The sequence below is a fragment of the Streptomyces sp. PsTaAH-124 genome (assembly GCF_000373685.1).
In the GTDB taxonomy this organism is placed as follows: domain Bacteria; phylum Actinomycetota; class Actinomycetes; order Streptomycetales; family Streptomycetaceae; genus Streptomyces; species Streptomyces andamanensis.
On sequence record NZ_KB892169.1, the window covers coordinates 367143 to 389748 of the forward strand.

General features: G+C 73.1%; 23 protein-coding genes. 8 read left to right on the forward strand and 15 right to left on the reverse strand.

The genetic code is table 11. The features are described from left to right. Positions 1-109: 109 nt before the first annotated feature. The 8 genes from B086_RS0117100 to B086_RS0117135 form a co-directional block, all read right to left on the reverse strand. Positions 110-1318: a TerD family protein gene (locus B086_RS0117100; protein WP_018567646.1), complete on the reverse strand. Its 1209-nt coding sequence runs from the start codon at positions 1316-1318 to the stop codon at positions 110-112. A 96-nt stretch (positions 1319-1414) separates the two neighbouring features. Next, positions 1415-1636 carry a hypothetical protein gene (locus B086_RS0117105; RefSeq protein WP_018567647.1) on the reverse strand — a complete coding sequence of 74 codons (222 nt, stop codon included), beginning with the start codon at positions 1634-1636 and terminating at the stop codon, positions 1415-1417. A gap of 122 nt (positions 1637-1758) precedes the next feature. Further along, the gene (locus B086_RS0117110) at positions 1759-2748 is read right to left on the reverse strand and encodes a zinc-dependent alcohol dehydrogenase family protein (RefSeq protein ID WP_018567648.1); all 990 of its coding nucleotides are present in this window, start codon (positions 2746-2748) and stop codon (positions 1759-1761) included. After that, positions 2745-3569 carry a carbohydrate ABC transporter permease gene (locus tag B086_RS0117115; RefSeq protein ID WP_018567649.1) on the reverse strand — a complete coding sequence of 275 codons (825 nt, stop codon included), beginning with the start codon at positions 3567-3569 and terminating at the stop codon, positions 2745-2747. Before B086_RS0117115 ends, B086_RS0117110 begins: the two co-directional genes overlap by 4 nt. Further along, positions 3566-4504: a carbohydrate ABC transporter permease gene (locus B086_RS0117120; RefSeq protein ID WP_018567650.1), complete on the reverse strand. Its 939-nt coding sequence runs from the start codon at positions 4502-4504 to the stop codon at positions 3566-3568. The genes B086_RS0117115 and B086_RS0117120 overlap by 4 nt, the downstream gene beginning before the upstream one ends. Continuing rightward, positions 4501-5874 carry an ABC transporter substrate-binding protein gene (locus tag B086_RS0117125; protein ID WP_018567651.1) on the reverse strand — a complete coding sequence of 458 codons (1374 nt, stop codon included), beginning with the start codon at positions 5872-5874 and terminating at the stop codon, positions 4501-4503. Before B086_RS0117125 ends, B086_RS0117120 begins: the two co-directional genes overlap by 4 nt. A gap of 135 nt (positions 5875-6009) precedes the next feature. After that, positions 6010-6780 (reverse strand): DeoR/GlpR family DNA-binding transcription regulator, encoded by a 771-nt coding sequence (locus B086_RS0117130; RefSeq protein ID WP_018567652.1) that lies wholly within the window; start codon positions 6778-6780, stop codon positions 6010-6012. Positions 6781-7069: 289 nt separating this feature from the next. Continuing rightward, entirely contained in the window at positions 7070-7879 is an 810-nt protein-coding gene (locus tag B086_RS0117135; RefSeq protein WP_018567653.1) for an NAD-dependent epimerase/dehydratase family protein, read from the reverse strand. Between the two features lie 304 nt (positions 7880-8183). Between B086_RS0117135 and B086_RS0117140 the strand changes: the two genes are divergently transcribed. From B086_RS0117140 to B086_RS0117155, 4 genes are all read left to right on the forward strand, one after another. Further along, entirely contained in the window at positions 8184-9125 is a 942-nt protein-coding gene (locus B086_RS0117140) for a 5-dehydro-4-deoxyglucarate dehydratase (protein WP_018567654.1), read from the forward strand. Beyond that, on the forward strand, positions 9122-10288 hold the full coding sequence (locus B086_RS0117145; protein ID WP_018567655.1) for a hypothetical protein: 1167 nt from the start codon (positions 9122-9124) through the stop codon (positions 10286-10288). The genes B086_RS0117140 and B086_RS0117145 overlap by 4 nt, the downstream gene beginning before the upstream one ends. A 96-nt stretch (positions 10289-10384) precedes the next feature. Next, positions 10385-10984 carry a TIGR03086 family metal-binding protein gene (locus B086_RS0117150; RefSeq protein ID WP_018567656.1) on the forward strand — a complete coding sequence of 200 codons (600 nt, stop codon included), beginning with the start codon at positions 10385-10387 and terminating at the stop codon, positions 10982-10984. A gap of 137 nt (positions 10985-11121) precedes the next feature. After that, positions 11122-11925: an HAD family acid phosphatase gene (locus tag B086_RS0117155; protein WP_018567657.1), complete on the forward strand. Its 804-nt coding sequence runs from the start codon at positions 11122-11124 to the stop codon at positions 11923-11925. A gap of 49 nt (positions 11926-11974) precedes the next feature. Here B086_RS0117155 and B086_RS0117160 read toward each other — a convergent pair whose 3' ends face one another. The 3 genes from B086_RS0117160 to B086_RS0117170 all read right to left on the reverse strand — a co-directional run bounded on the left by B086_RS0117160 (position 11975) and on the right by B086_RS0117170 (position 14801). Further along, positions 11975-13423, reverse strand: a complete 1449-nt coding sequence (locus B086_RS0117160) for a peptidoglycan D,D-transpeptidase FtsI family protein (protein ID WP_026252509.1) — start codon at positions 13421-13423, stop codon at positions 11975-11977. Between the two features lie 130 nt (positions 13424-13553). After that, complete coding sequence (locus B086_RS0117165) at positions 13554-14024, reverse strand: GNAT family N-acetyltransferase (RefSeq protein ID WP_018567659.1); 471 nt, start codon at positions 14022-14024, stop codon at positions 13554-13556. 3 nt (positions 14025-14027) lie between these two features. Continuing rightward, entirely contained in the window at positions 14028-14801 is a 774-nt protein-coding gene (locus tag B086_RS0117170) for an IclR family transcriptional regulator (protein WP_018567660.1), read from the reverse strand. A gap of 159 nt (positions 14802-14960) precedes the next feature. On the opposite strand from B086_RS0117170, the gene B086_RS0117175 reads away from it, so the two are divergent. The 4 genes from B086_RS0117175 to B086_RS0117190 all read left to right on the forward strand — a co-directional run bounded on the left by B086_RS0117175 (position 14961) and on the right by B086_RS0117190 (position 19222). Beyond that, complete coding sequence (locus B086_RS0117175; protein WP_037873585.1) at positions 14961-16490, forward strand: aldehyde dehydrogenase (NADP(+)); 1530 nt, start codon at positions 14961-14963, stop codon at positions 16488-16490. A gap of 83 nt (positions 16491-16573) precedes the next feature. After that, positions 16574-17194 carry a DUF1349 domain-containing protein gene (locus B086_RS0117180; RefSeq protein WP_018567662.1) on the forward strand — a complete coding sequence of 207 codons (621 nt, stop codon included), beginning with the start codon at positions 16574-16576 and terminating at the stop codon, positions 17192-17194. Positions 17195-17347: 153 nt separating this feature from the next. Beyond that, a complete protein-coding gene (locus tag B086_RS0117185) occupies positions 17348-18070 on the forward strand; it encodes a DsbA family oxidoreductase (RefSeq protein ID WP_018567663.1) in 723 nt (240 codons plus the stop codon). Between the two features lie 102 nt (positions 18071-18172). Beyond that, a complete protein-coding gene (locus B086_RS0117190; protein WP_037873632.1) occupies positions 18173-19222 on the forward strand; it encodes an aminotransferase class V-fold PLP-dependent enzyme in 1050 nt (349 codons plus the stop codon). 82 nt (positions 19223-19304) lie between these two features. Here the strand turns inward: B086_RS0117190 and thpD are convergent, their stop codons facing one another. The 4 genes from thpD to ectA form a co-directional block, all read right to left on the reverse strand. Beyond that, positions 19305-20198: an ectoine hydroxylase gene (thpD, locus tag B086_RS0117195; protein WP_018567665.1), complete on the reverse strand. Its 894-nt coding sequence runs from the start codon at positions 20196-20198 to the stop codon at positions 19305-19307. A 7-nt stretch (positions 20199-20205) separates the two neighbouring features. Further along, positions 20206-20610 (reverse strand): ectoine synthase, encoded by a 405-nt coding sequence (locus tag B086_RS0117200; protein WP_018567666.1) that lies wholly within the window; start codon positions 20608-20610, stop codon positions 20206-20208. A 53-nt stretch (positions 20611-20663) separates the two neighbouring features. Further along, a complete protein-coding gene (gene ectB, locus B086_RS0117205; protein WP_018567667.1) occupies positions 20664-21935 on the reverse strand; it encodes a diaminobutyrate--2-oxoglutarate transaminase in 1272 nt (423 codons plus the stop codon). A gap of 124 nt (positions 21936-22059) precedes the next feature. After that, positions 22060-22599 (reverse strand): diaminobutyrate acetyltransferase, encoded by a 540-nt coding sequence (gene ectA, locus B086_RS0117210; protein WP_051115847.1) that lies wholly within the window; start codon positions 22597-22599, stop codon positions 22060-22062. Between the last annotated feature and the right edge of the window lie 7 nt (positions 22600-22606).

The window sequence follows — 22606 nt, forward strand, 5'->3', positions numbered from 1 at the left end:
GTGGCCGCGGGGGAGCCGGGCGCGGGGGCGGGCGTGGCCGGTGGCCGGTCCCGGGCGCCCGGACGTCCCGGCACCGGGCGGTGCCGGGACGCCCTGACCCAGGGTGCCGCTACAGCGCCTGGGCCGCCGGCTTCACCATGTTCCGTACCGTGCGGGCCTTGACGAAGTCGCCCATGGCGGTCATGTCCCACTCGCCGGAGAACTGCCGGACCAGCTTGGCCATCATCACGCCGGTCTGGGCCTCGGCGTTGGTGAGGTCGAAGCGGACCAGCTCCTCGCCGGTGGCGGCGTCCAGCAGGCGGCAGTACGCCTTGGCGACCTCGGTGAACTTCTGGCCGGAGAAGGAGTTGACCGTGAAGACCAGGCCGGTGACCTCCTGGGGGAGCCGTCCGAGGTCCACCACGATGACCTCGTCGTCGCCCGCGCCCTCGCCGGTGAGGTTGTCGCCTGAGTGCTTCACCGCGCCGCCCAGGATGGACAGCTTGCCGAAATAGCAGCTGTCGATGTGGTTGCGCTGCGGGCCGTAGGCGATGACGGAGGCGTCCAGGTCGATGTCCGCGCCCCGGAACGCGGGCTCCCAGCCGAGACCCATCTTCACCTGGGACAGCAGCGGGCGGCCGCCCTTGACCAGGGACACCGTCTGGTTCTTCTGGAGGCTGACGCGGCCCTTGTCCAGATTGACCTTCCCGGCGCCGGGGGCGGGCGGGGCAGGCGGCGCGGGCGGGGCGGGCGGCGGCGGCGCCATCGGCTGCGGCGGGGTGAGGGGCTGCGGCGGGGCCGCGGCCGGGGCGGGCGGTGCGACGGGCGCCGCCGGTGCGGACGCCGGTTCCTCGACGCTGACGCCGAAGTCGGTCGCGATGCCCGCGAGCCCGTCGGCGTACCCCTGGCCGACGGCCCGTGCCTTCCACTGGCCGGCGCGCAGATAGATCTCCATGACGACCAGCGCCGTCTCGGTGCCCAGCCGGGGCGGGGTGAACGTGGCCAGCGCGGCGCCGCTGTCCGCGTCGCGCAGGGTGGCCGTGGGCTCGATGCCCTGGAAGGTCTGCCCGGCGGCGTCCGGGCTGGCGGTGACCACGATCTTCTCGATGCCCGGCGGCACGGCGGAGGTGTCGACGGTGATCGCGTCCGGCGCGCTGCCGCCGCCCGAGCGGTGGGTGACGCCCGGACCGGAGGGCTGGTTGTAGAAGATGAAGTCGTCGTCCGAGCGCACCTTGCCGTCGGCGGTGAGCAGCAGGCCCGAAACGTCCAGCCGCACCGGAGCGGCCACGTCCACCGTGACGCGGGCGGTGGGCAGGGGGATGTTCGAGCCGGGGGTCATAGCTGTCATGCCGGGTGTAACGAGCGAGGGTGCTTTACCGTTCCCTTACCCTCCATTCGGGTGCGTCCACGGCGGCCTGGTCATCGTCCGCGCAGGTCAGCGGCGGTTGCGTGGATGCTCGCGTGCGGTGCGCTCGTTGCCGCGCCGGTAGTTGCCGGTCCAGCGGGCCATGACGAGCTGGGGATCGCCCGCGGCGACCTCGGCGAGGAAGCGGGCGGCGCGCGGGCCCCTGAGGGTGGCCGCCGCGCGGCCCTGGTGGGTGATGCGGACGGTGCCGTCGCCGTCGGCGGCACAGGCGAAGCCGTGGGGTCGGGGCATGCGGGGGATCGTACGGCGGCGGGGCGGACGGTCCCAGCGGATTTCCGCCCGCCCCGCCCCCCGCATGCCCCGTACGATCCCCCGGGCTCACGATCCCCGGGCTCACGATCCCCGGGCTCGGGTCAGGGCACGACCACGATCTTGCGGCCGACGCCCGCCGCGAACTGCTCCAGCGCCTGCGGGTAGCTGTCCAGCGGCAGGCGGTCGCTGATGAAGACGTCCGGGTCCAGGACGCCCCCCGCGAACAGTTCCGCCGCGCGCTCGTAGCTGTGCAGGACCGCCATGGAGCCCGTGATGGTGATCTCCTGGTTGTAGATGCGGTACGGGTCGATCTGCACGCGGGTGGCGTAGTCGGCCACGCCGAACTGGAGGAACGTGCCCGCCTTGGCGACCCGGTCCAGGCCGTCCTGGATGGCCGCCGCGTTGCCGGTGGCGTCGATGACCAGGTCCCAGCCCTCGGGGCGGTCCAGCTCGTCCGCGTTCGCGGCGGACGCCGAGACGCCGAGGCCGCGCGCCGTCTCCAGGCGGGCCGGGTTCAGGTCGACCACGTCGACGCTCGCCGCGCCGGTGCGCTTGGCCAGCTCCAGCATCATCAGGCCCATCGTCCCGGAGCCGTAGATCAGCACATGGGCGCCCAGCCGGGACCGGAGGACGTCGTAGCCGCGCACCGCGCAGGACAGCGGCTCGATCAGCGCGGCGTCCTCGGTGCGCACATGGTCGGGCAGCTTCACGCAGTTCGCGACCGGCGCCAGGGCGTAGCGGGCGGCGCCGCCCGCGGTGGTGACGCCGATGGCGGCCCAGCGCTCGCACAGGTTGTTGTGGCCGGTACGGCACTGTCGGCACTCGTAGCAGTACAGCGAGGGGTCCACCGCCACCCGGTCGCCCTCGGCGACCTCGGTGACACCGGTGCCCACGGCGACCACCCGGCCGGCGAACTCGTGGCCCGGCACGATCGGCAGCTTGGGCGCGAACTCGCCCTGGAGGATGTGCAGATCGGTGCCGCACAGCCCGCACGCGGCGACCTCCACGACGACCTCGCGCGGCCCTGGCGTCGGGTCGGGGACCTCGGTGACGACGGCGCGGCCCACGGACTCGATGACGGCGGCCTTCATTTCACGGCTCCCAACGACAGGCCCTGGACGAGTTTGTCCTGGGCGGCGAACCCCGCGGCGAGCACCGGCAGGGAGATGACGAGCGACGCGGCGCACACCTTCGCCAGGAACAGGCCCTGGCTGGTGATGAAGCCGGTCAGGAAGACGGGGGCGGTCTCGGCGACCACGCCGGTCAGGACCCGGGCGAAGAGCAGCTCGTTCCAGCTGAAGATGAAGCAGATCAGCGCGGTGGCCGCGATCCCGGGGACGGCGATGGGGGCCACCACCCGGGCCAGGATCGTGGGCAGCCGGGCCCCGTCGACCCGGGCCGCCTCGATGACGGCGACCGGCACCTCGGCGAGGAAGGACTGCATCATCCACACCGCGATCGGCAGGTTCATCGAGGTGTAGAGGATGACGAGCAGCCAGATGTTGTCCAGCATCCCGGTGTTCTTGGCGAACAGGTAGATCGGCAGCAGGCCCGCCACCGCCGGGAGCATCTTGGTGGACAGGAAGAAGAACAGCACGTCCGTCCACTTGCGCACCGGCCGGATCGACAGCGCGTACGCCGCCGGCAGGGACAGGACGAGGACGAGCAGCGTCGAGGCCACCGAGGCGACCGCCGAGTTGGCGAGCGCGGGCCAGGGGCTGGCCCCGCCGCCGCTGCCGAAGAACTCGCGGTAGCCGTCCAGGGTCAGGGAGGCGGCGAAGGACGGCGGGTTGGTCGCCGCGTCCGACTCGGAGTGGAAGGACGTCAGCGCCATCCAGGCGATGGGCAGGAAGAACACGATCCCGGCGAGCCAGGCCACGAGGCCGAGACCGTTGCGCTTGAGGGCGTTCATGCGCGGGACACCTCCTCGCGGAACAGGGACGAGACCACGCGCAGGGCGAAGGTCGCGATGAGGATCGAGCCGATGACGACCAGGACACCGGCGGCGGAGGCCAGTCCGTTCTCGTGGGCCTGGTAGAAGCTCTGGTAGACGGTGTAGGGCAGGTTGGCGGTGCCCAGGCCCCCGGAGGTGAGGGTGAACACCGCGTCGAAGTTCTGCACGATGTAGATCGAGCCGAGCAGCGCGCCGAGTTCGAGGTAGCGGCGCAGGTGCGGCAGGGTCAGATGGACGAAGATCTGCCAGTCGCCGGCCCCGTCGACCCGGGCGGCCTCGATCTGCTGCTGGTCACGGCTCTGGAGCCCGGCCAGCAGGATCAGCATCATGAACGGCGTCCACTGCCACACCAGTGAGGCCTCGACCGCGAGCAGCGGGGTGTTCGAGATCCAGTCGGGCTGCGGGCCGCCCACGTAGTGCAGCAGGCCGTTGAGCAGGCCGTACTCCGGGTTGTAGAGGACGTGCTTCCACAGCAGGGCGGCGGCGACCGGCACCACCAGGAACGGCGCGATCAGCAGGGTGCGCACGGCGCCCCGGCCGGGGAAGCGGCGGTCCAGCAGCAGGGCGAGGGCGAGGCCCAGGACCAGGCTGGCCAGCACCACCCCCACGGTCAGCAGCACGGTCGTCCACACCGAGTGGCGCAGGTCCGCGTCGGTGAGCACCTGCTGGTAGTTGTCGAGCCCGGTGAAGCGGCGGGCCTTGGGATAGAGGGCGTTCCAGTCGAAGAAGGAGATCACCAGCGTGGCCACGAACGGCAGCTGGGTCACGGCGATCATGAAGACGAGGGCGGGCAGCAGCGGGGCGCGGGTGGCCCAGGCGCGCAGCCGGGGTGAGGTCCGGCGGCCCGTGAGCGGCTGGGTGGCGGCCACGGGGGCCGTGGTCGTGGCGGTCATCGTCCCTCGTACTCCTTGGAGATCTTCTCGGCGAGCCGCTGGGCCTTCGCGAGGGCGGACTCGACCGACTGGCGTCCGGCGACGGCCGCGCTGATCTCCTGGGAGACCTTGGTGCCGAGGTCGGTGAACTCGGGGATGTCGACGAACTGGATGCCGGGCGCGGGCCGGGGCTGGACGCCCGGGTCGTTGGGGCGGGCGTTCGCGATCGCGTCCTTGGTGCGCTCCTGGAAGGCGGCGGCCTCCGCGCGGTAGGCGGGGATGAGGTAGGTGGAGGCGCGCTTGCCCGCCGGGACGTTCGACCAGCCGCTCGTCTCGCCGACCAGCCGCTCGTACCCCTTGCCGGAGGCCCAGGAGACGAACTTCCACGCCTTGTCCGGGTTGCGGGACGCCTTCTGGATGCCCCAGGCCCAGGTGTAGAGCCAGCCGGAGGACGCGGTCTTCTCCACCGGCGCGGGGGCGTAGCCGACCTTGCCCTTGACGGGGGAGCCCTTGGCCTCCAGCAGGCCGGCCGCGCTGGTGGCGTCGTACCACATGGCGACCTTGCCCTGGGTCATGTTGTTCAGGCATTCGGCGAAGCCGGACTGGGCGGCGCCGGACTCGCCGTGCTGCCGTACCAGGTCGACATAGAACTTCGTCGCCCCGGTGAACTCGGGGGAGTCCAGGTGCGCCTTCCAGTCCTGGTCGAACCAGGTGCCGCCGAAGGTGTTGACGACCGTGGTGAGCGGTGCCATCAGCTCGCCCCAGCCGGGCAGTCCGCGCAGGCAGACGCCCTTCATGCCGGGCCGGGCGCCGTCCGCCTTCGCGGCCAGGTCGGCGACCTGCCGCCAGGTGGGGTGGGCGGGCATGGTCAGGCCCTTGGCCGCGAAGACGTCCTTGCGGTACATGAGGAAGGACGACTCGCCGTAGAAGGGCTCGCCGTAGAGCTTGCCGTCGTCGGCGGTGAGGGACTGGCGCATCGGGGCCAGTACGTCCTGCTGGTCGAAGCCCGGGTCCCGGGCGACGTAGGAGTCCACCGGACGCAGCCAGCCGTTGCGGGCGTAGATCGGGATCTCGTAGTTGGACAGGGTGGCCACGTCGTACTGGCCCGCCTGGTTGGCGAAGTCCTGGCTGATCTTGTCGCGGACGTCGTTCTCCGGCAGCACGGTGAAGTTCACCTTGATGCCGGTCTCCTTGGTGAAGTGCGCGGCGGTGAGCTTCTGCAACTCCGTCATCTGCGGGTTGTTGACCATCAGCACATTGATGGAGTCGCCGCCCGAACCGGCCCCGCCCGCCCCGACCCAGCAGCCGGAGAGCAGCGGGGCGAGCAGCGTCCCTGCGGCGGCCAGGGCGAGTGTCGCTCGCGGTGGCCGCCGTCGGCTCTGGGTTCGCATGGATCGCTCCTGAACATTGGGGAGGGAGGGGCATGGGGAGTGGGAGGTACAGAGGTACAGGGGGATAGCGGGACATAAGGGGTGGTGCGGGGTGTGCCGGTCCGGGCGGCGGGGGCCGCCGTACGGGCGGGTGGTTCAGACCCGGATGACCTGCGGGCCCAACAGGGCGTAGCGGTGGGCCTCGGCGGCCGGGAGCAGGGTGCTGGTCACGATCGCCTCCAGCGCGCCGACCTCGGCGAACCGGCAGAAGCTGACCGCGCCGAACTTGGTGTGCACCCCGGCGAGCACGGTGCGCCGCGCGGCCCGCATCGCCTGCGACTTGACCTCGCTGACCGCCGGGTCGGGCGTGGTCAGGCCGTGTTCGCGCGAGATGCCGTTGGCGCCGATGTAGGCGAGGTCGACGACGAATCCGGCGAGCATCTTCGTCGTCCAGTGGTCGACGGTGGCCAGCGTGCCCGCGCGCACCCGGCCGCCGAGCAGCAGCACCGAGACGTTCGCCGCCCCGGCGAGGGCCCCGGCGACCGGCAGGGAGGCGGTCACCACGGTCAGCGGCCGGTCCACGGGCAGGGCCTCGGCGATCAGCTGCGGGGTGAAGCCCTCGTCCACGAAGACCGTCTCGGCGTCCCCGAGCAGTTCGGCCGCCGCCGCGGCGATCCGGCGCTTCTCGGGCACATGGGTGGTGGCGCGGACGGCGAGGGTCGTCTCGAAGCCGGCGCTCTCCACCGGATAGGCCCCGCCGTGGGTGCGGCGGACCAGCCCGTGGTCCTCCAGGGCGCGCAGGTCGCGGCGGATGGTCTCCTTGGCCACGCCCAGCGTGCCGGCCAGCGCGGTGACGTCGACCTGGCCGTCGGCACGGGCGGCCCGCACGATCTCCCGCTGCCGTTCCTCCGCCGTCCGCGCGCCCATGGCCGGTACCTGCCCTCCTGGTGTGTTGCCCGTTCGGGCCCGGTGCGGCCCTCGGGGCACAGTTGTACAGCCGGTGTGCGGTGCTGACCAGGTCTGTTGCCGGTCCGATGATGCCCGGGTGCGCCTGTTTGCCGGGGTGTGTGTCCGTCGCGGACCTGGGCGGCTGTCCGGCGCCCGGTGGGATCGGGCACGGCGGATGCCCGCATGGCGCGGCGGGCGGGCCCGTTCGGTGCCCGCCCGCCGTGTACGGGGGTGGTTCCGCGCCGTGCGGCGGACGGCCGCGGCGCCGTCAGTACGGCCAGATCGGCGGGTCGGTGACGAAGTGGCCGCCGAGGAAGGCGTGGGACGGCTCGTCCGGGTCGAGTCCGCCCTGCTCGGCGACGAGCTTCGCGGCGTACGGCTCCGAGTCGTCCCGGGGGTCGTAGCCGAGCGCCCGCGCGCCCGACAGGTCCCACCACAGGCGGGTGTTGGCGGAGGAGCCGTGGACGACGGTGTGGCCCACGTGCTCGGCGGTGAGGGCGGCGTGGAAGAGGCGGGCGCCGTCGGCGGGGCTCAGCCAGATCGAGAGCATGCGCACACTGGTCGGCTCGGGGAAGCAGGAGCCGATGCGCACCGAGACGGTCTCCAGGCCGTGCCGGTCCCAGTAGAGCTGGGCGAGGTCCTCGCCGAACGACTTGGACAGGCCGTAGAAGGTGTCGGGGCGCCGCGGCGTGTCGACCGGGATCAGCGGATCGCCCTCGCGCGGGACGGGCGTGCGGCCGACCGCGTGGTTGGAGGAGGCGAAGACGATCCGCCCGACGCCCTCCTCGCGCGCGGCCTCGTAGAGGTGGTACGTCCCCTCGATGTTGGCCCTGAGGATCTTCTCGAAGGGGGCTTCCAGGGAGATGCCCGCCAGGTGGATGATCGCGTCGACGCCGCGGACCGCCTCGCGCAGGGCCGCCCGGTCGGCCAGGTCGGCGGTGACGGCGTCCGGGGCGCCCTCGACCGGCCGCATGTCGAACAGGCGCAGCGCGTAGCCGTATGGGGGCAGCAGCTCCCGCATCAGGGTGCCGAGTCCGCCGGCGGCGCCGGTGAGCAGAACGGTGCGGGGAGCGGGCATCCGTGGACTCCTTGCGTCGAGCGTGCGCGACGGTCAGCCGTATGCGGGGCCAGCCGTATGCGGACTCAGCCGTATGCGTGGACCTGATTCACATGCATGATCACGCTAGGGAGCGCGGGCGGGCGGCGTCAAGGGTGCCGTGCCGGGGCAGGATCCCTGGTCGCTCGCGGGTGGGGCGCTTGACCGGCCGCAGGGAGGCCACTTAGCGTGGACGCGTTCATGCATATGGACGTCAGTCAGAAACGTGAGTGACTGTCTGCCTGTTCTCTTGTCCGTCCCTGCCCGCCTGCCCCAGGGAGAGCCCGTGACGTCAGCCCCCCTCGCCGAACGCCTCAGCATCCCCAGCGGGCCGCTGTTCTTCCCCGTCACCGCCTTCGGCCCCGACGGCGCCCCCGACCTCGACGCCTACCGCGCCCATGTGCGCCGCGGCGTCGAGGACGGGGCCGCCGCCGTCTTCGCCTGCTGCGGCACCGGCGAGTTCCACGCGCTCACGCCCGAGGAGTTCGGGACCTGCGTCCGCGCGGCCGTCGAGGCGGCCGGCGGACGCGTCCCGGTCGTGGCGGGCACCGGCTACGGCACCGCGCTCGCCGTGCGGTACGCCCGGCTCGCCGAGGCCGCGGGCGCGGACGGACTGCTCGCGATGCCGCCGTACCTCGTCGTCGCCGGACAGGAGGGACTGCTGCGGCACTACCGAGAGCTGGCCGCGGCGACCGCCCTGCCCGTCATCGTCTACCAGCGCGACAACGCCGTCCTCACCCCGGAGACCGCCGTCGCGCTCGCCCGCACGGACGGCGTCATCGGCCTCAAGGACGGCCTCGGCGACCTCGACCTCATGCAGCGGGTCGTCAGCGCCCTCCGTACCGAGGGCCTGGACGGCTTCCTCTGCTTCAACGGACTGCCCACCGCCGAACAGACCCAGCTCGCCTACCGGGGCATCGGCGTCACCCTCTACTCCTCCGCCGTCTTCTGCTTCGTCCCCGAGATCGCCCTCGCCTTCCACCGGGCGCTGCGCGAGGGCGACGACACCACCGCGCACCGCCTGCTGGACGGCTTCTACCGCCCCTTCGTCGAACTGCGTGCCCAGGGCGCCGGATACGCCGTCTCCCTGGTCAAGGCCGGGGTGCGGCTGCGCGGACTGGACGTGGGCGGCGTACGGCCGCCGCTGCACGAACCGGCCCCCGAGCACATCGAGCGGCTGGCCCGGCTCGTCGAACGCGGCCACGCGCTGACCGAGGGGGCCGAGTGAGGGCGTCGGCGTTCCTCTACCCCTGGGACGTCAACGGCGACCCGGCGGCCCCCGAGCGCACCGCCGCCCTCGGCGTGCGGGGGGCGACCCTGGCCGCCGCCTACCACTCCACCCGCGCGCTGACCCCCCGCCACCCGCGCCACCGCGTGGTCACCGCCGAGTACGCGGCCGTCCTCTACCCGCCCGGCGGCCACTGGCGGGAACGGACCCCGCGCCCCCACCCGGCCGGCGACTGGGCGCCCGGGGACGCGTACGGCGAGGCCGCCGGGGCACTGGCCGCCGCGGGCCTGGAGGTGCACACCTGGGTGGTCCTCGCGCACAACTCCCGGCTGGGCGCCGAACACCCGGAGACCTCCGTCGTCAACGCCTACGGCGACCGCTACCCGTGGGCGCCCTGCGTCGCCCAGCCCGCCACGCGCGCGTACCTGGTGGACCTGGCCGCCGAGGCCGCCGTACGGCCCGGCGCGCGCGGCACCGAACTGGAGTCCCTCGGCTGGTACGGGTTCGCCCATCTGCACGCCCACGACAAGACCGCCGGGGTCGCGCTCGGCGACGCCGGGCAGTACCTGATGTCCCTGTGCTTCTGCCCGGCGTGCCGCACCGGCTACGGCGCGCGGGGCCTGGACGCCGACGCGCTGGCGCACGCCGTGCGCGGCGCGCTGGAGCCGGTGTGGCGGGGAGCGGCGCCCTCCGGGGGCGGCTGGCCCGCGGTGGAGCGGCTGCTCGGCGCCGGGGAGGCGGGCTCCACGCGCGCGTGGCGCGAGACGGCCGCGCGCACCCTCCAGGAGGAGGCCGTCGCCGCGGTCCGCGCGGCGGCCCCCGAGGGCTTCCGGGTGCTGCTGCACGCCGACCCGGTGTCCTACCACTGCGGCGCCGACGCCGGTACCGACCCCGCGCACGTCCTGTCCGTCGCGGACGGCGTGGTCGTGCCCTGCGCCCAGGGACCGGACCGGCTCGCGCCCTTCGCGCGGCACGCCCGTGCGGGCACCGTCCTGGCCGCCAACCTCACCGTCGTCTCCGGCCTGGGCGGCCGTCCCGCCGCGCTGGCCCGGGACGCCGCACGCGCCCGCAGCCTCGGCGCCACCGAGCTGCGCCTCTACCACGCGGGCCTGGCCTCGGACGCCGACCTGGAGGCGGTCGCGGCCGGGCTCGCCGCGCTGTGAACGGGGTGGCGCCGCCCGGCCGGGCACCGATGAGTTCCGGCGCTCCGGGCGGTCTGCCTCCAGGAGAGACGCCCCACGCGATCCCAGGAGCAGACGATGACGACCGGCACCCCTCTCGACCTCGGCCCGCAGGCCCGCATCGTGGCACGGCTCGCCCTGGACGTGCGCGACGACCAGCTCGCCGCCCCGACGCCCTGCCCCGACCTGGCCGTCCGCCATCTGCTGGGCCATCTGCTGGGCCTGTCCGCCGCCTTCCGTGACGCGGGCCGCAAGGAGCTGGGCCCGGGGACCGACACCCGCCCGGACAGCACCCGGCCCGACGTCGGACCCGGCTGGCGCGAGGAACTGCCCCGGGCCCTGGGCGAACTGGCCGCGGTCTGGCGCGATCCGGCCGCCTGGACCGGCATGACCCGGGCGGGCGGCGTCGACCTGCCCGGCGAGGTCGCCGGTGCCGTCGCCGCGGACGAACTCGTCGTCCACGGCTGGGACCTGGCACGCGCCACCGGGCGCCCCTACGAGCCGGATCCGGCCGCGCTGCGGGCGGCGTTCGGCTTCCTGTGCGCGGCGGCCGACGGCAGCCCGGAGGAGGGCAGCGGCATCTTCGGACCCGTCGTGCCCGTCCCGGGCCGGGCCCCGCTGCTGGACCGCGCGGTGGGCCTGAGCGGGCGCGACCCGGGCTGGCGTCCCGGGTCCTGACCCGGCGCCGGCCGCCGCCGCGCGGACCCGGGGACGGCGTCCGCGCGGCGGCGAGCGGCCCGCTCGCGCGGAACCGGTAGATATCGATCGGGCAACGGTGCTCGCGCTCACCGGGGTGACGCGCGTAGAAACCTGTCATGAATAAGCCACTGCGTCTCGCGGCGATCGCCGCCACCTGCGCCCTCACCGCCACCGTCGTCTACGGTGCCGGCGCGGCCACCGCCGGGCAGTCCACCGCCAACTCCACCCGTGAGCCGTACAACATCGGCCTGCTCACCAAGGACATCGACACCTACTACGGCACCACGCTCGACGCGGACGGCGTGTACCAGGCGTCCCCCGACAGCCAGTACGCCAAGGACCTGGCGCGCGTCGACGCCGCCGCCAAGCGGCAGATCGACAAGGCGGCGCGCGCGGCGCAGCACCACGGCCACCGGGGCAAGAAGCCGGCCGTCGTCTTCGACATCGACGACACGCTGCTGCTCAGCCTCGACTACGAGAAGAAGAACAACTACGGCTACAACGGCACCACCTGGGCCGCCTACGTCGACAAGGCCGACCGGCCGGAGGTCTTCGGCAGCCCCGAGCTGGTGCGCTACGCCACGAAGAAGGGCGTGGCCGTCTTCTACAACTCCGGTCTGAGCGAGGCCCAGCGCGCCGCCGCCGTGGAGAACCTGAAGAAGGTCGGCGCCGATGTGAACCTGGACGCCGGGCACATGTTCCTCAAGGACGCCGCCAACCCGCCCGCCTATCTGCGCGACTGTGCGGCGCCGGGCGCCTGGAAGTGCACCACCGTGCAGTTCAAGGCGGGCACCCGCAAGCACATCGAGAGCCTCGGGTACGACATCGTCGCCAACTTCGGCGACCAGTACTCCGACCTGGAGGGCGGCTACGCGGACCGCACCTACAAGCTGCCCAACCCGACGTACTACGTCGCGTAGGGACGGACGGGCCACCGTCCGGGGTGCCCGGCGGCACCCCGGGCGGGGCTCACTTCAGCGCGGCCTCGGTCATGGCGCGGGCCACCGGCGCCGCGAGACCGTTGCCGCTGACCTCGGAGCGGGCCGCGTCCGACTGCTCGACCAGCACCGCGACCGCGATCTGCTTGCCGGTGCGCTGCGAGGTGCCGAACGAGGTGAACCAGGCGTACGGCACCTGGCTGTTGTTCTCGCCGTGCTGCGCGGTGCCCGTCTTGCCGCCCACCGTGACCCCGTCGACGCGCGCGTTGGTGCCGGTGCCCTGCTCGACCACCGTGCGCATGGCCGATTGCAGCTGGGCGGCGGTGGCGGCGCTGACGATCCGCTTGCTGTCCGGATGGTCGTCATAGTCCCGCACCACATTGCCGTTGCCGTCCGTAGTGCGCGACACCATGTGCGGTGAGACGAGAGTGCCGCCGTTGGCTATAGCTGCCGACACCATGGCCATCTGGAGCGGAGTGGCCGTCACATCGAACTGCCCGATGCCGCTCAGCGCGGTCTGCGCCTGGTCCATCCCGGACGGGTACACACTCGGATAGGCCCGTACGGGCACGTCCTGCGCGCTGTCGTCGAAGCCGAACCGGTCGGCCATCGCCCGCACCTTGTCCTGCCCGAGGTCGACGGCCAGCTTGGCGAAGACGTTGTTGCACGAGTAGCGCAGCGCGGTGCGCAGCGTGGCGTTCTCGCAGGGCGCGGACGGGTTCTCGTTGGCCAGGTCCCGGGTGGTGCCCGGCAGCCGGTACGGGTCGGGGCTGTCGGTGGGGGTGTCCACCGAGGCGTAGCGCCCGTCCTCCAGCGCCGCCGCCGCGACGACCAGCTTGAACGTCGAGCCCGGCGGCAGCGGCTGGCGCAGCGCCCGGTTCGTCATCGGCTTGTCCGGGTCCTCGGTCAGCTTCTTCCAGGCGGCGCTGTCACCGGTGCTGAGCACGGAGGGGTCGTACGACGGTGTGGAGACCACCGCCAGGATCCGCCCGGTGGCCGGGTCGATCGCCACGGCCGCGCCCTTCTTGCCGCCGAGCGCCCGGTAACCGGCCTTCTGCACCTCGGGGTCGATCGTCGTGACCACGTCCCCGGGCGCGGCCCGCTCGCCGGTGAGGGTGTCCAGCGGGTCGCGCAGCCGGCTGTCGGAGCCGTTCAGCAGGTCCTTGTAGACGCCCTCCAGCTGGGTCGTGCCGTAGACCTGCGAGCTGTAGCCCGTGATGGCCGCGTACAGCCTGCCGTCCTCGTAGGTCCGCCGGTACGCGAGGTCACCGCTCGTGGTCCGCGCGGAGCCGGTCACGGCTCTGCCGCCCACGACGATGTTCCCCAGCGGCTGCGCGTACGTCGCGATCGCCCCGCGCCGGTTGTCCTTGTCGTCCGCGAGCGCCCTGCCGTCGTAGAACTGCACCCAGGTCGCCCTGACCAGCAGCGCGAACACCAGCAGCAGCGTGAAGACGGCCGCCCGCCTGATCGTCTTGTTCATCCCGTTCATCGCGTTCATCCCGGTCAGGACGACGAACAGGAGGGGACGAATCGTTCCGGTCCGGCCCTTTTCTCATCGGACGCTCATGAGACCGGCGGCACGCAGGGCAGGGCGAGGGCGCCGCCCGGGCTCAGCCGCGCAGGGTCAGGACGACCTCGTCGATCTCCTCGCCGCGCGCCTGCGCGTAGCCGCGGGCGGTGGCGGTCTGGAGGAAGCCGCACTTCTCCAGGACCCGGCGGGAGGCGGCGTTGTCCGCCGCGGCCCGTGCGTACAGGGGGCGTTCGGGGAACTCGGCCAGCAGGGCGCGCAGGGCGGCGGTCGCCACGCCGCGGCCCCAGTGGGCGCGGTCCACCCAGTAGGTGACCTCGCGCTCACCGGGCTCGCCGTACACCGCGGCGCTGCCGACCACGTCCCCGTCGGCCAGGATCGTGCGCTGCACGTCGCGGGAGGCGCGCAGCCGCGCCCAGTGGGCGGCGAAGGCGTCCGCGTCGGCCGGGTCCTTCGGGGTGAAGGCGGCCATCCGCAGCGCCTCGGGGTCGTTGAGCAGGCGGAAGAACACCGGCAGGTCGCTGTCGTGGACCTCGCGCAGGACGATGTGCATGGCTCAGAGCCTCCGGGTGGCGAGCGTCAGGCGGTCACGGGCGTCGAAGAGGGCATCCTTCACCAACTGCTCGTGCGCGGGCGTCAGGCGCGCCACCGGGATCGAGCAGCTGATCGCGTCCCGGGCCGGGGTGCGGTACGGGATGGCCACGCCGAAGCAGCGCAGGCCCAGTGTGTTCTCCTCGCGGTCCACGGCGAAGCCCTGCTCGCGGATCTGGTGCAGCTCCTCGATGAGCTTCTCGCGGTCTGTGAGGGTGTGCTCGGTCAGCGCGGGCAGCGTCTCGGGGAGCATCTTGCGCACCTGCTCGTCCGTGTACGTGCTCAGCAGCGCCTTGCCGAGCGAGGTGGAGTGGGCGGGCAGCCTGCGGCCGACGCGGGTGAACGGCCGCAGGTAGTGCTGCGACTGGCGGGTGGCCAGGTAGACGACGTTGGTGCCGTCCAGCCGGGCGAGGTGGATGGTCTCGGTGGTGTCGTCGGAGAGCCGGTCCAGGGTGGGGCGGGCCGCCGCGACCACCTCGTCGCCGTCGATGTAGGAGGTGCCGACCAGCAGGGCGCGCACCCCGATGCCGTACCGCGTGCCGGTCGCGTCGGTCTCCACCCAGCCCAGCTCGACCAGGGTGCGCAGCAGCATGTACAGACTGGACTTGGGATAGCCCACGGCCTCCTGGACCGCGGCCAGGGAGTGCATGCCGGGCCGGCCGGCGAAGTACTCCAGCAGTTCCACGGTCCGCACGGCGGACTTGACCTGTGATCCGCTGCCTGTGTCGCCTGCCGGCATCGCCCTTGACCCCTTCGTTCGGCGGGAAATAGTCTCGTGGTCATTCATCATCAGAGACAGCGTTCAGTATATCGAACGACTCTGCTGGATGACCCACGGATGAGCGACGGACGGCCTACGTCCTGCGGCGCGAGCGGCAGGCAGGTGGAGGGACCCGCGGTGGCAGCAGCACCAGTCTGGAGTGTCGATCCCCGAACCGGGAAGCAGCGCGAGCGGGTTGCGGCCGAGGCCACAGCCGAGGACGTGGACGCCGCGGTGCGTGCCGCCCGCGGCGCGCGCGGCGCGCTCGCCGACCGGGCCGTCCGGGCGGCCTTCCTGCGCACCGCGGCCGACCGCCTGGAGGCGGCCCGGGACCGGCTCGTGGCGACCGCCGACGCCGAGTCCGCCCTCGGCCCGGCCCGGCTCACCGGAGAACTCGCCCGCACCTGCCACCAGTTGCGCTCCTTCGCGGACCTCGCCGACGAGGGCGCCTTCCTCGACGTGATCATCGACCACCCCGACGACACGGCCACGCCGCCCGTCCCCGACCTGCGCCGCTACAAGGTGCCGCTCGGTGTGGTCGCCGTCTACGCCGCCTCCAACTTCCCGTTCGCCTTCTCCGTCGCCGGGGGCGACACCGCGAGCGCGCTCGGCGCCGGCTGCCCGGTCGTCGTCAAGGCCCACCCGGACCACCCGGCGCTGTCCGAGCAGGTCGCCGAGGTGCTGCGCGCCGCAGCCGCCGAGCACGGCGTACCGGCGGGCGTGCTCGGCCTGGTCCACGGCTTCGAGGCGGGCCTGGACCTGATCCGGCACCCGCTGGTCGCCGCCGCGGGCTTCACCGGCTCCGTACGCGGCGGCCGGGCGCTGTTCGACGCCGCCGCGGCCCGCCCGGCGCCGATCCCCTTCCACGGCGAGCTGGGCTCCCTCAACCCGGTCCTGGTCACCGAGGCGGCCGCCGAGGAGCGGGCGGAGGCCGTGGGCGCCGGACTCGCCGGGTCGATGACCCTGGGCACCGGGCAGTTCTGCGTCAAGCCCGGCCTGGTGCTGGTCCCGGCGGGCGCGGCCGGGGACCGCCTGGTCAAGGCCCTGGCGGACGGCGTCGGCGCCACCACGCCCGGCGTCCTGCTCGACCACCGCATGCGCGACGCCTTCGTCGCCGGGGTCGCCGAGCGCGCCGCGCTGCCCGGCGTCGAGGCGCCCCTCGCCCCGGGCGCCGCCGACGCGCACACGGTGCGCGCCGGATTCCTCACCGTCCCGGCCGCGGAACTGACCGGCGGGGGCGCCCACGACCTGCTCCTGGAGGAGTGCTTCGGGCCGGTCACGGTGGTGGCCCGCTACAGCGGCGCGCACGAGGCGACGGCCGTGCTGTCCCGGCTCCCGGGCAACCTCACCGCCACCGTGCACCTCTCCGCCGACGAGGCGGCCGGCCGGGGCCGGGGCGCGGAGATCCTCGCCGAGCTGACCCCGCTCGCCGGACGCGTCCTGGTCGACGCCTGGCCCACCGGCGTGGCGGTGGCCCCGGCCCAGCACCACGGCGGCCCCTACCCGGCGACCACCTCCACCTCCACCTCGGTCGGCGGCACCGCCGTGGAACGCTGGCTGCGCCCGGTCGCGTACCAGAACACCCCCGAGGCCCTGCTGCCCCCGGAACTGCGCGACGACAACCCGCTCGGCCTGCCGCGCCGCTACGACGGACGTCTGGAGCGCTGATACGACGGGCGCCCGGAGCGCTGAGGGGCGGCCGCCGCGGACCCCGTGGCGGCCGGGCGGAGCCGGGCTGCGAGACTGCGGCGATGGACGCCGAACCTCTCGCACTGCCCGGACTCCCCTTCGCGCTGCGCCCGTACGGGCCCGACGGCCGGTGGGCGTACGCGGACGGGACCCTCACCGGCCGGGCCGGTCCCCGGCAGGACCGCTTCGTGCCGCCCGCCGGGGAGTCCCTGGAGTCCGTCTCCGACGCGCCCCGGCTGCTCGGCGCGCCCCCGGAGGGCGACTTCCAGCTGATCGCCCGGGTCACGGTCGGCTTCGGCGCGGCCTTCGACGCGGGTGTGCTCTATCTGCACGCGGGCGAGCGGCACTGGGCCAAGCTGTGCCTGGAGCTGTCCCCGGACGAGCCGACCGTGTGCACGGTGGTCACCCGCGGCCACTCCGACGACGCCAACTCCTTCACCGTGGACGGCGACGCGCTGTGGCTGCGGATCAGCCGCACCGGCCGCGCGTACGCCTTCCACGCCTCCCTCGACGGCGCGCGCTGGACCTTCGTCCGTGTCTTCGGCCTGGCCGGAGCCGAGCGGGCGGAGGAGACCCTGGTCGGCTTCCTGGCGCAGTCGCCGACGGGCGAGGGCTGCACGGTGACCTGGGACGGCATCGAGTTCCGGCCGTACGGGCCCACGGACCCGCGGGACGGCAGCTGAGGCGGACCGGTCCCACCCGCCCCCGGGGGGACCGGTCCCGCCCGTCCGGGGAACCGGTCCCAGCCGTCGGGGAATGAACCCGGATCCTTGAACGTTCACACAGGCGCGCGGAGAGTCCTTCCGCACCCGTACGACCGGAGAAGAGCCGAGAGCATGCGCGTCGAGATCTGGACGGACATCGCCTGTCCCTGGTGCTACGTGGGCAAGGCCCGCTTCGAGAAGGCGCTGGCCGCCTTCCCGCACCGCGACCGGGTCGAGGTGGTGCACCGCTCCTTCGAACTGGACCCGCACCGCGCCAAGGGCGACGTCGAGCCCGTGCTCACCATGCTCACCAGGAAGTACGGGATGAGCCAGGCGCAGGCACAGGCGGGCGAGGACAGCCTCGGCGCCCAGGCCGCCGCCGAAGGACTCGACTACCGCACCCGGGACCGCGACCACGGCAACACCTTCGACCTGCACCGCCTGCTGCACCTCGCCAAGGAGCACGGCAGGCAGGACGCGCTGCTGGACGCGCTGTACCGGGCCAACTTCGCCGAGGAGCGCTCCGTGTTCACCGAGGACGACGAGCGGCTGGTCGACCTGGCCGTGGCGGCGGGCCTGGACGCCGGGGCGGTGCGCGCGGTGCTCGCCGACCCGGACGCCTACGCCGACGACGTGCGCGCCGACGAGCAGGAGGCCGCGCAGCTCGGCGCCACCGGGGTGCCCTTCTTCGTCCTCGACCGCGCCTACGGGGTCTCCGGCGCCCAGCCCGCCGAGGTGTTCACCCAGGCCCTCACCCAGGCGTGGGGCGACCGCGCGCCGCTGACCCTGGTCCAGGACGGCTCCGCCGACACGGCGGCCTGCGGCCCGGACGGCTGTGCGGTGCCGGGGGCCTGAGACCCGGCACGCACCGCTCCGGCGCTCACATAAGCGTTCCTTCGGGGAACCGCGCAGAACGACGCGATGGACTTCGATCCGGACGGGCCGCACAGTGGTCCCATGGAGACCTTCGAGAGCCGCGTCCGAGCCGAGTTCGCCCCGAAGAGCACCTATCTGAACACCGCGAGCTGCGGGCTGCTGCCGGGCCGCACGGTGGAGGCGCTGCGCGTCGCCGTCGAGGCGGCGGCCGGCGGCCGGCCCACCGACATGTTCGCCGACGTGGAGGCGGCCCGCGCGAGCTTCGCCCGGCTGGTGCGGGTGCCTGCGCACCGGGTGGCCGCCGGTGCCTCGGTCGCCGTCTACAGCGGGGTCGTCGCCGCCTCCCTGCCCGAGGGCGCGGAGGTCGTCACCGCCGAGGGCGACTTCAGCTCCGTGGTGAACCCCTTCCACCTGCGCGGCGACCTGAAGGTGCGCACCGTGCCGCTGGAGGAGGTCGCCGAGGCCGTACGGCCCGGCACGGCGCTGGTCGCGGTCAGCGCCGCGCAGTCCGCCGACGGCCGGATCGCCGACCTGCCCGCCGTCCGCGCGGCGGCCCGCGCCCACGGCGCCCGCACCTACATCGACGCCTCCCAGGCCGCCGGCTGGCTGGACCTCGACGCGGACGCCGACGACTATGTGGCCGCCGTCGCCTTCAAGTGGCTGATGTGCCCGCGGGGCGTGACCTTCCTGGTCGTCCCGGAGGACCTCGGCGGCCTCCGCCCGCTGTTCGCCGGCTGGGTGGCGGGGGAGCGGCCCTGGGACAGCTGCTACGGCCCGATCGCCGAACTCGCGCACTCGGCCCGCCGGTTCGACGAGAGCCCCGCGCTCTTCTCCTACGCGGGCGGCCGCCGCTCCCTGGAACTCGTCGAGGAACTGGGCGTGTCCGCCGTACGCGCCCACGACCTGGCCCTCGCCGACCGCTTCCGCGCCGGACTGCGCTCGCTGGGCCACGAACCGGTCCCGGCGCCGGGCTCACCGATCGTCTCCGTGCCCGGACTCGGCGATCGGCAGGGCGAGTTGAGCAGCGCCGGGCTGGAGCTGTCCGCCCGCGCGGGACGGCTGCGGGCCGCCTTCCACCTCTACAACACCGAGGCGGACGTGGACCGGCTGCTGGACGTCCTGGCGGGCTGAGCGCCGGAGGTGTCCCCGGGCGTGCGCGGACACGGGAAGGGGCCTCCCGTCCCACACGAGGAGGCCCCTTCCCGGCTCGGTGTCAGCGCACGGGCGTGAAGTCCCGCGCCCCGATGAAGTCCGGCCTGCGCACCGGCGCTGCGAACGGCTCCACCGCCGCGTTCTCCACGCTGTTGAACACGATGAAGACGTTGCTGCGCGGATACGGCGTGATGTTGTCGCCGGAGCCGTGCATGCAGTTGCAGTCGAACCAGGTGGCCGACCCCGCCCTGCCGGTGAACAGCTTGATGCCGTGCGCGTCGGCCAGCGCGGTCAGCGCCTCGTCGGACGGCGTGCCCGCGTCCTGCATCTGGAGCGACTTCTTGTAGTTGTCCTCGGGCGTGGCGCCCGCGCAGCCGAGGAACGTCCGGTGCGACCCCGGCATGATCATGAGGCCGCCGTTGGTGTCGAGGTTCTCGGTCAGCGCGATCGAGACGGACACCGTCCGCATGTTCGGCAGCCCGTCCTCGGCGTGCCAGGTCTCGAAGTCCGAGTGCCAGTAGAAGCCGCTGGCGCCGAACCCCGGCTTGACGTTGATCCGCGACTGGTGGACGTAGACGTCCGAGCCGAGGATCTGCCGCGCCCGGCCGACCACCCGTTCGTCGCGCACCAGCCGGGCGAACACCTCGCTGATCCGGTGCACCTCGAAGACGGAGCGGATCTCCTGGGACGTCGGCTCCACGATGGAGCGCTCGTCGGCCCGGACCGCCGGATCGGCCACCAGCCGGTCCAGCTCGCGCCGGTAGACGGCGACCTCGTCGGGGCCGATCAGCTCCTCGACGGCGAGGAAGCCGTCGCGCTCGAACGACTGGAGCCCGTCGGACGTGATCGGGCCGGGCGTGTCCGGGGCGCCCCAGACGACCGGGTCCTGGCGCGGGACGGACACCTCGGTGGCTCCGCGGGTCGGGTAGAGGTCCTGCACGGTGGCGGTGGTCATGGGTTCCTCACACCTCCTCGGGCTCGGTGAGCAGGGGGTAGACGCCGTTCTCGTCGTGGTCCTCCCGCCCGGTGACCGGCGGGTTGAACACGCAGATGCAGCGGAAGTCCTCCTTGACCTTGAGCGTGTGCCGCTCGTGGCCGTTCAGGAGGTACATGGTGCCGGGCGTGATCGTGTACGTCTTCCCGGTCTCGCGGTCGGTCAGTTCGGCCTCGCCCTCGACGCAGACCACGGCCTCGATGTGGTGGGCGTACCACATCGACGTCTCCGTGCCCGCGTACAGGATCGTCTCGTGGACGGAGAAGCCGACCTTCTCCTTGGCCAGGACGATGCGCTTGCTCTCCCAGGTGCCGGACGCCGCCTTCACGTGCCGGTCGGTGCCTTCGATCTCCTTGAACGATCGGACGATCACGGTGGTACGTGCCTCCTTGCAGAGTGTTCGCGATGGGTCGGGGACGACCCGGGTCAGGCGGTCTCGCGGACCGCGCGGGCGAGGGTGCTCATGCCCTCGTCCAGTTCCTCGGGGGTGGTGGTCAGGGCCGGCAGCAGCTTGACGACCTCGCTCTCGGGACCCGAGGTCTCGATGAGCAGGCCGAGGGCGAAGGCGCGCCGCGCCACCCGCTCGGCGCGGCCCTTGTCGTGGAACTCCAGGCCCCACACCAGGCCGCGGCCCCGGTACTCCTTGATGGCGGCGGCGTTCTCCTCGGCGATCGAGACGAGCCACTGCTCGACGCGCTCACCGCGGGCGCGGGTCTGCTTCTCCATCGCCGCCCCGTCCGCCCAGTACGCCTCCAGGGCGGCGGTCGCGGTGACGAAGGCCGGGTTGTTGCCGCGGAAGGTGCCGTTGTGCTCGCCCGGCTCCCAGACGTCCAGCTCGGGCCGGAACAGGCACAGTGACATCGGCAGGCCGTAGCCGCTGATGGACTTGGACACCGTGACGATGTCGGGGACGATCCCGGACTCCTCGAAGGAGAAGAAGGCGCCGGTGCGTCCGCAGCCCATCTGGATGTCGTCGACGATCAGCAGCATGTCCTGGCGTTCGCACAGCTCCTTGAGCGCGCGCAGCCACTCGGGCCGGGCGACGTTGATGCCGCCCTCGCCCTGCACGGTCTCCACGATCACGGCGGCCGGCTTGTTCAGACCGGAGCCCTGGTCCTCCAGGAGCCGCTCGAACCACAGGAAGTCGGGGACCGTGCCGTCGAAGTAGTTGTCGAACGGCATCGGCGTGCCGTGCACCAGCGGGACACCGGCCCCGGCCCGCTTGAAGGCGTTGCCGGTCACGGCGAGCGAGCCGAGCGACATGCCGTGGAAGGCGTTGGTGAACGACACGATGGCCTCGCGCCCCTTCACCTTGCGCGCCAGCTTCAGCGCGGACTCCACAGCGTTGGTGCCGGTCGGGCCCGGGAACATCACCTTGTACGGCAGGTCGCGGGGGCGCAGCACCAGGTTCTGGAAGGTCTCCAGGAAGCGGCGCTTGGCGACGGTGGACATGTCGAGTCCGTGGGTGACGCCGTCGCGTTCGAGGTAGTCGATCAGCGCCCGTTTCAGCACGGGGTTGTTGTGGCCGTAGTTGAGGGAGCCGGCACCGGCGAAGAAGTCGAGGTACTCGTGGCCGTCCTCGTCGTACATCCGGCTGCCGCGCGCGTGGTCGAAGACGGTGGGCCAGCCGCGGCAGTAGCTGCGCACCTCGGACTCCAGGGTCTCGAAGACGCTCAGGTCGGGCTGGGTGATGGTCACGACGAATCGCTCCTCGGGGGGTGGGGAGTGGAAGACCGGTCGGGTCGGCGGTTCGGGCGGGGCCCGGCGGGCGCGGTGGTCCGGTGCGCCGCGCGGGTCCCCGGTGGGTCCGTGGGCCGGGGGATCAGTGGTTCAGCGGGCCTATCCGGTGCAGGACCTCGGGGTCGTGCGGTCCGTCCGGGAACTCGGCGGTGCGGAACAGCACCTCGCGCTCGACACGGGCGCCGTGCCGGGCGGCGAAGGAGGCAAAGAGCCGCTCGGAGGCGGTGTTCCCCGGAGAGATCGTGGTCTCCAGGGCGGTGAGCCCGCTCTCGGCGGCGACGCGGGCGGCGAGCGCGTCCAGCAGCCGGGCGGCGAGTCCGCGTCCGCGGTGGCCGGCGTCGACGGCGACCTGCCACACGAGGAGGGTGCCGGGGCGGTCGGGCCGCACGTACCCGGTGATGAAACCGACCGGCTCGCCGTCGGCGTCACGCGCCACGGCGGAGGTGGCGGCGAAGTCGCGGCACCACAGCAGGTAGCTGTACGAGGAGTTCACGTCCAGCGTCCCGGAGTCCTTGGCGAGCCTCCAGAGCGCGGCGCCGTCGGCGACGACGGGGCGCTCGATGGATACGGGATCTGTCTTTTCCGTGGAGTCGGTTCGCAGGTCTGCTTGTGCGGCAGTCATGCGAATT

Bases quoted from the DNA above. Each gene is read 5' to 3' on its own strand.
- B086_RS0117120 (WP_018567650.1), bottom strand. From the start codon at position 4,504: ATGACCGCCACGACCACGGCCCCCGTGGCCGCCACCCAGCCGCTCACG.
- B086_RS0117155 (WP_018567657.1), top strand. From the start codon at position 11,122: ATGAATAAGCCACTGCGTCTCGCGGCGATCGCCGCCACCTGCGCCCTC.
- thpD (WP_018567665.1), bottom strand. From the start codon at position 20,198: ATGACCACCGCCACCGTGCAGGACCTCTACCCGACCCGCGGAGCCACC.
- B086_RS0117165 (WP_018567659.1), bottom strand. From the start codon at position 14,024: ATGCACATCGTCCTGCGCGAGGTCCACGACAGCGACCTGCCGGTGTTC.
- B086_RS0117135 (WP_018567653.1), bottom strand. From the start codon at position 7,879: ATGCCCGCTCCCCGCACCGTTCTGCTCACCGGCGCCGCCGGCGGACTC.
- B086_RS0117125 (WP_018567651.1), bottom strand. From the start codon at position 5,874: ATGCGAACCCAGAGCCGACGGCGGCCACCGCGAGCGACACTCGCCCTG.
- ectA (WP_051115847.1), bottom strand. From the start codon at position 22,599: ATGACTGCCGCACAAGCAGACCTGCGAACCGACTCCACGGAAAAGACA.
- B086_RS0117185 (WP_018567663.1), top strand. From the start codon at position 17,348: ATGCGCGTCGAGATCTGGACGGACATCGCCTGTCCCTGGTGCTACGTG.
- B086_RS0117100 (WP_018567646.1), bottom strand. From the start codon at position 1,318: ATGACCCCCGGCTCGAACATCCCCCTGCCCACCGCCCGCGTCACGGTG.
- B086_RS0117110 (WP_018567648.1), bottom strand. From the start codon at position 2,748: ATGAAGGCCGCCGTCATCGAGTCCGTGGGCCGCGCCGTCGTCACCGAG.
- B086_RS0117105 (WP_018567647.1), bottom strand. From the start codon at position 1,636: ATGCCCCGACCCCACGGCTTCGCCTGTGCCGCCGACGGCGACGGCACC.
- B086_RS0117190 (WP_037873632.1), top strand. From the start codon at position 18,173: ATGGAGACCTTCGAGAGCCGCGTCCGAGCCGAGTTCGCCCCGAAGAGC.
- B086_RS0117170 (WP_018567660.1), bottom strand. From the start codon at position 14,801: ATGCCGGCAGGCGACACAGGCAGCGGATCACAGGTCAAGTCCGCCGTG.
- B086_RS0117130 (WP_018567652.1), bottom strand. From the start codon at position 6,780: ATGGGCGCGCGGACGGCGGAGGAACGGCAGCGGGAGATCGTGCGGGCC.
- B086_RS0117160 (WP_026252509.1), bottom strand. From the start codon at position 13,423: ATGAACAAGACGATCAGGCGGGCGGCCGTCTTCACGCTGCTGCTGGTG.
- B086_RS0117150 (WP_018567656.1), top strand. From the start codon at position 10,385: ATGACGACCGGCACCCCTCTCGACCTCGGCCCGCAGGCCCGCATCGTG.
- B086_RS0117180 (WP_018567662.1), top strand. From the start codon at position 16,574: ATGGACGCCGAACCTCTCGCACTGCCCGGACTCCCCTTCGCGCTGCGC.
- B086_RS0117115 (WP_018567649.1), bottom strand. From the start codon at position 3,569: ATGAACGCCCTCAAGCGCAACGGTCTCGGCCTCGTGGCCTGGCTCGCC.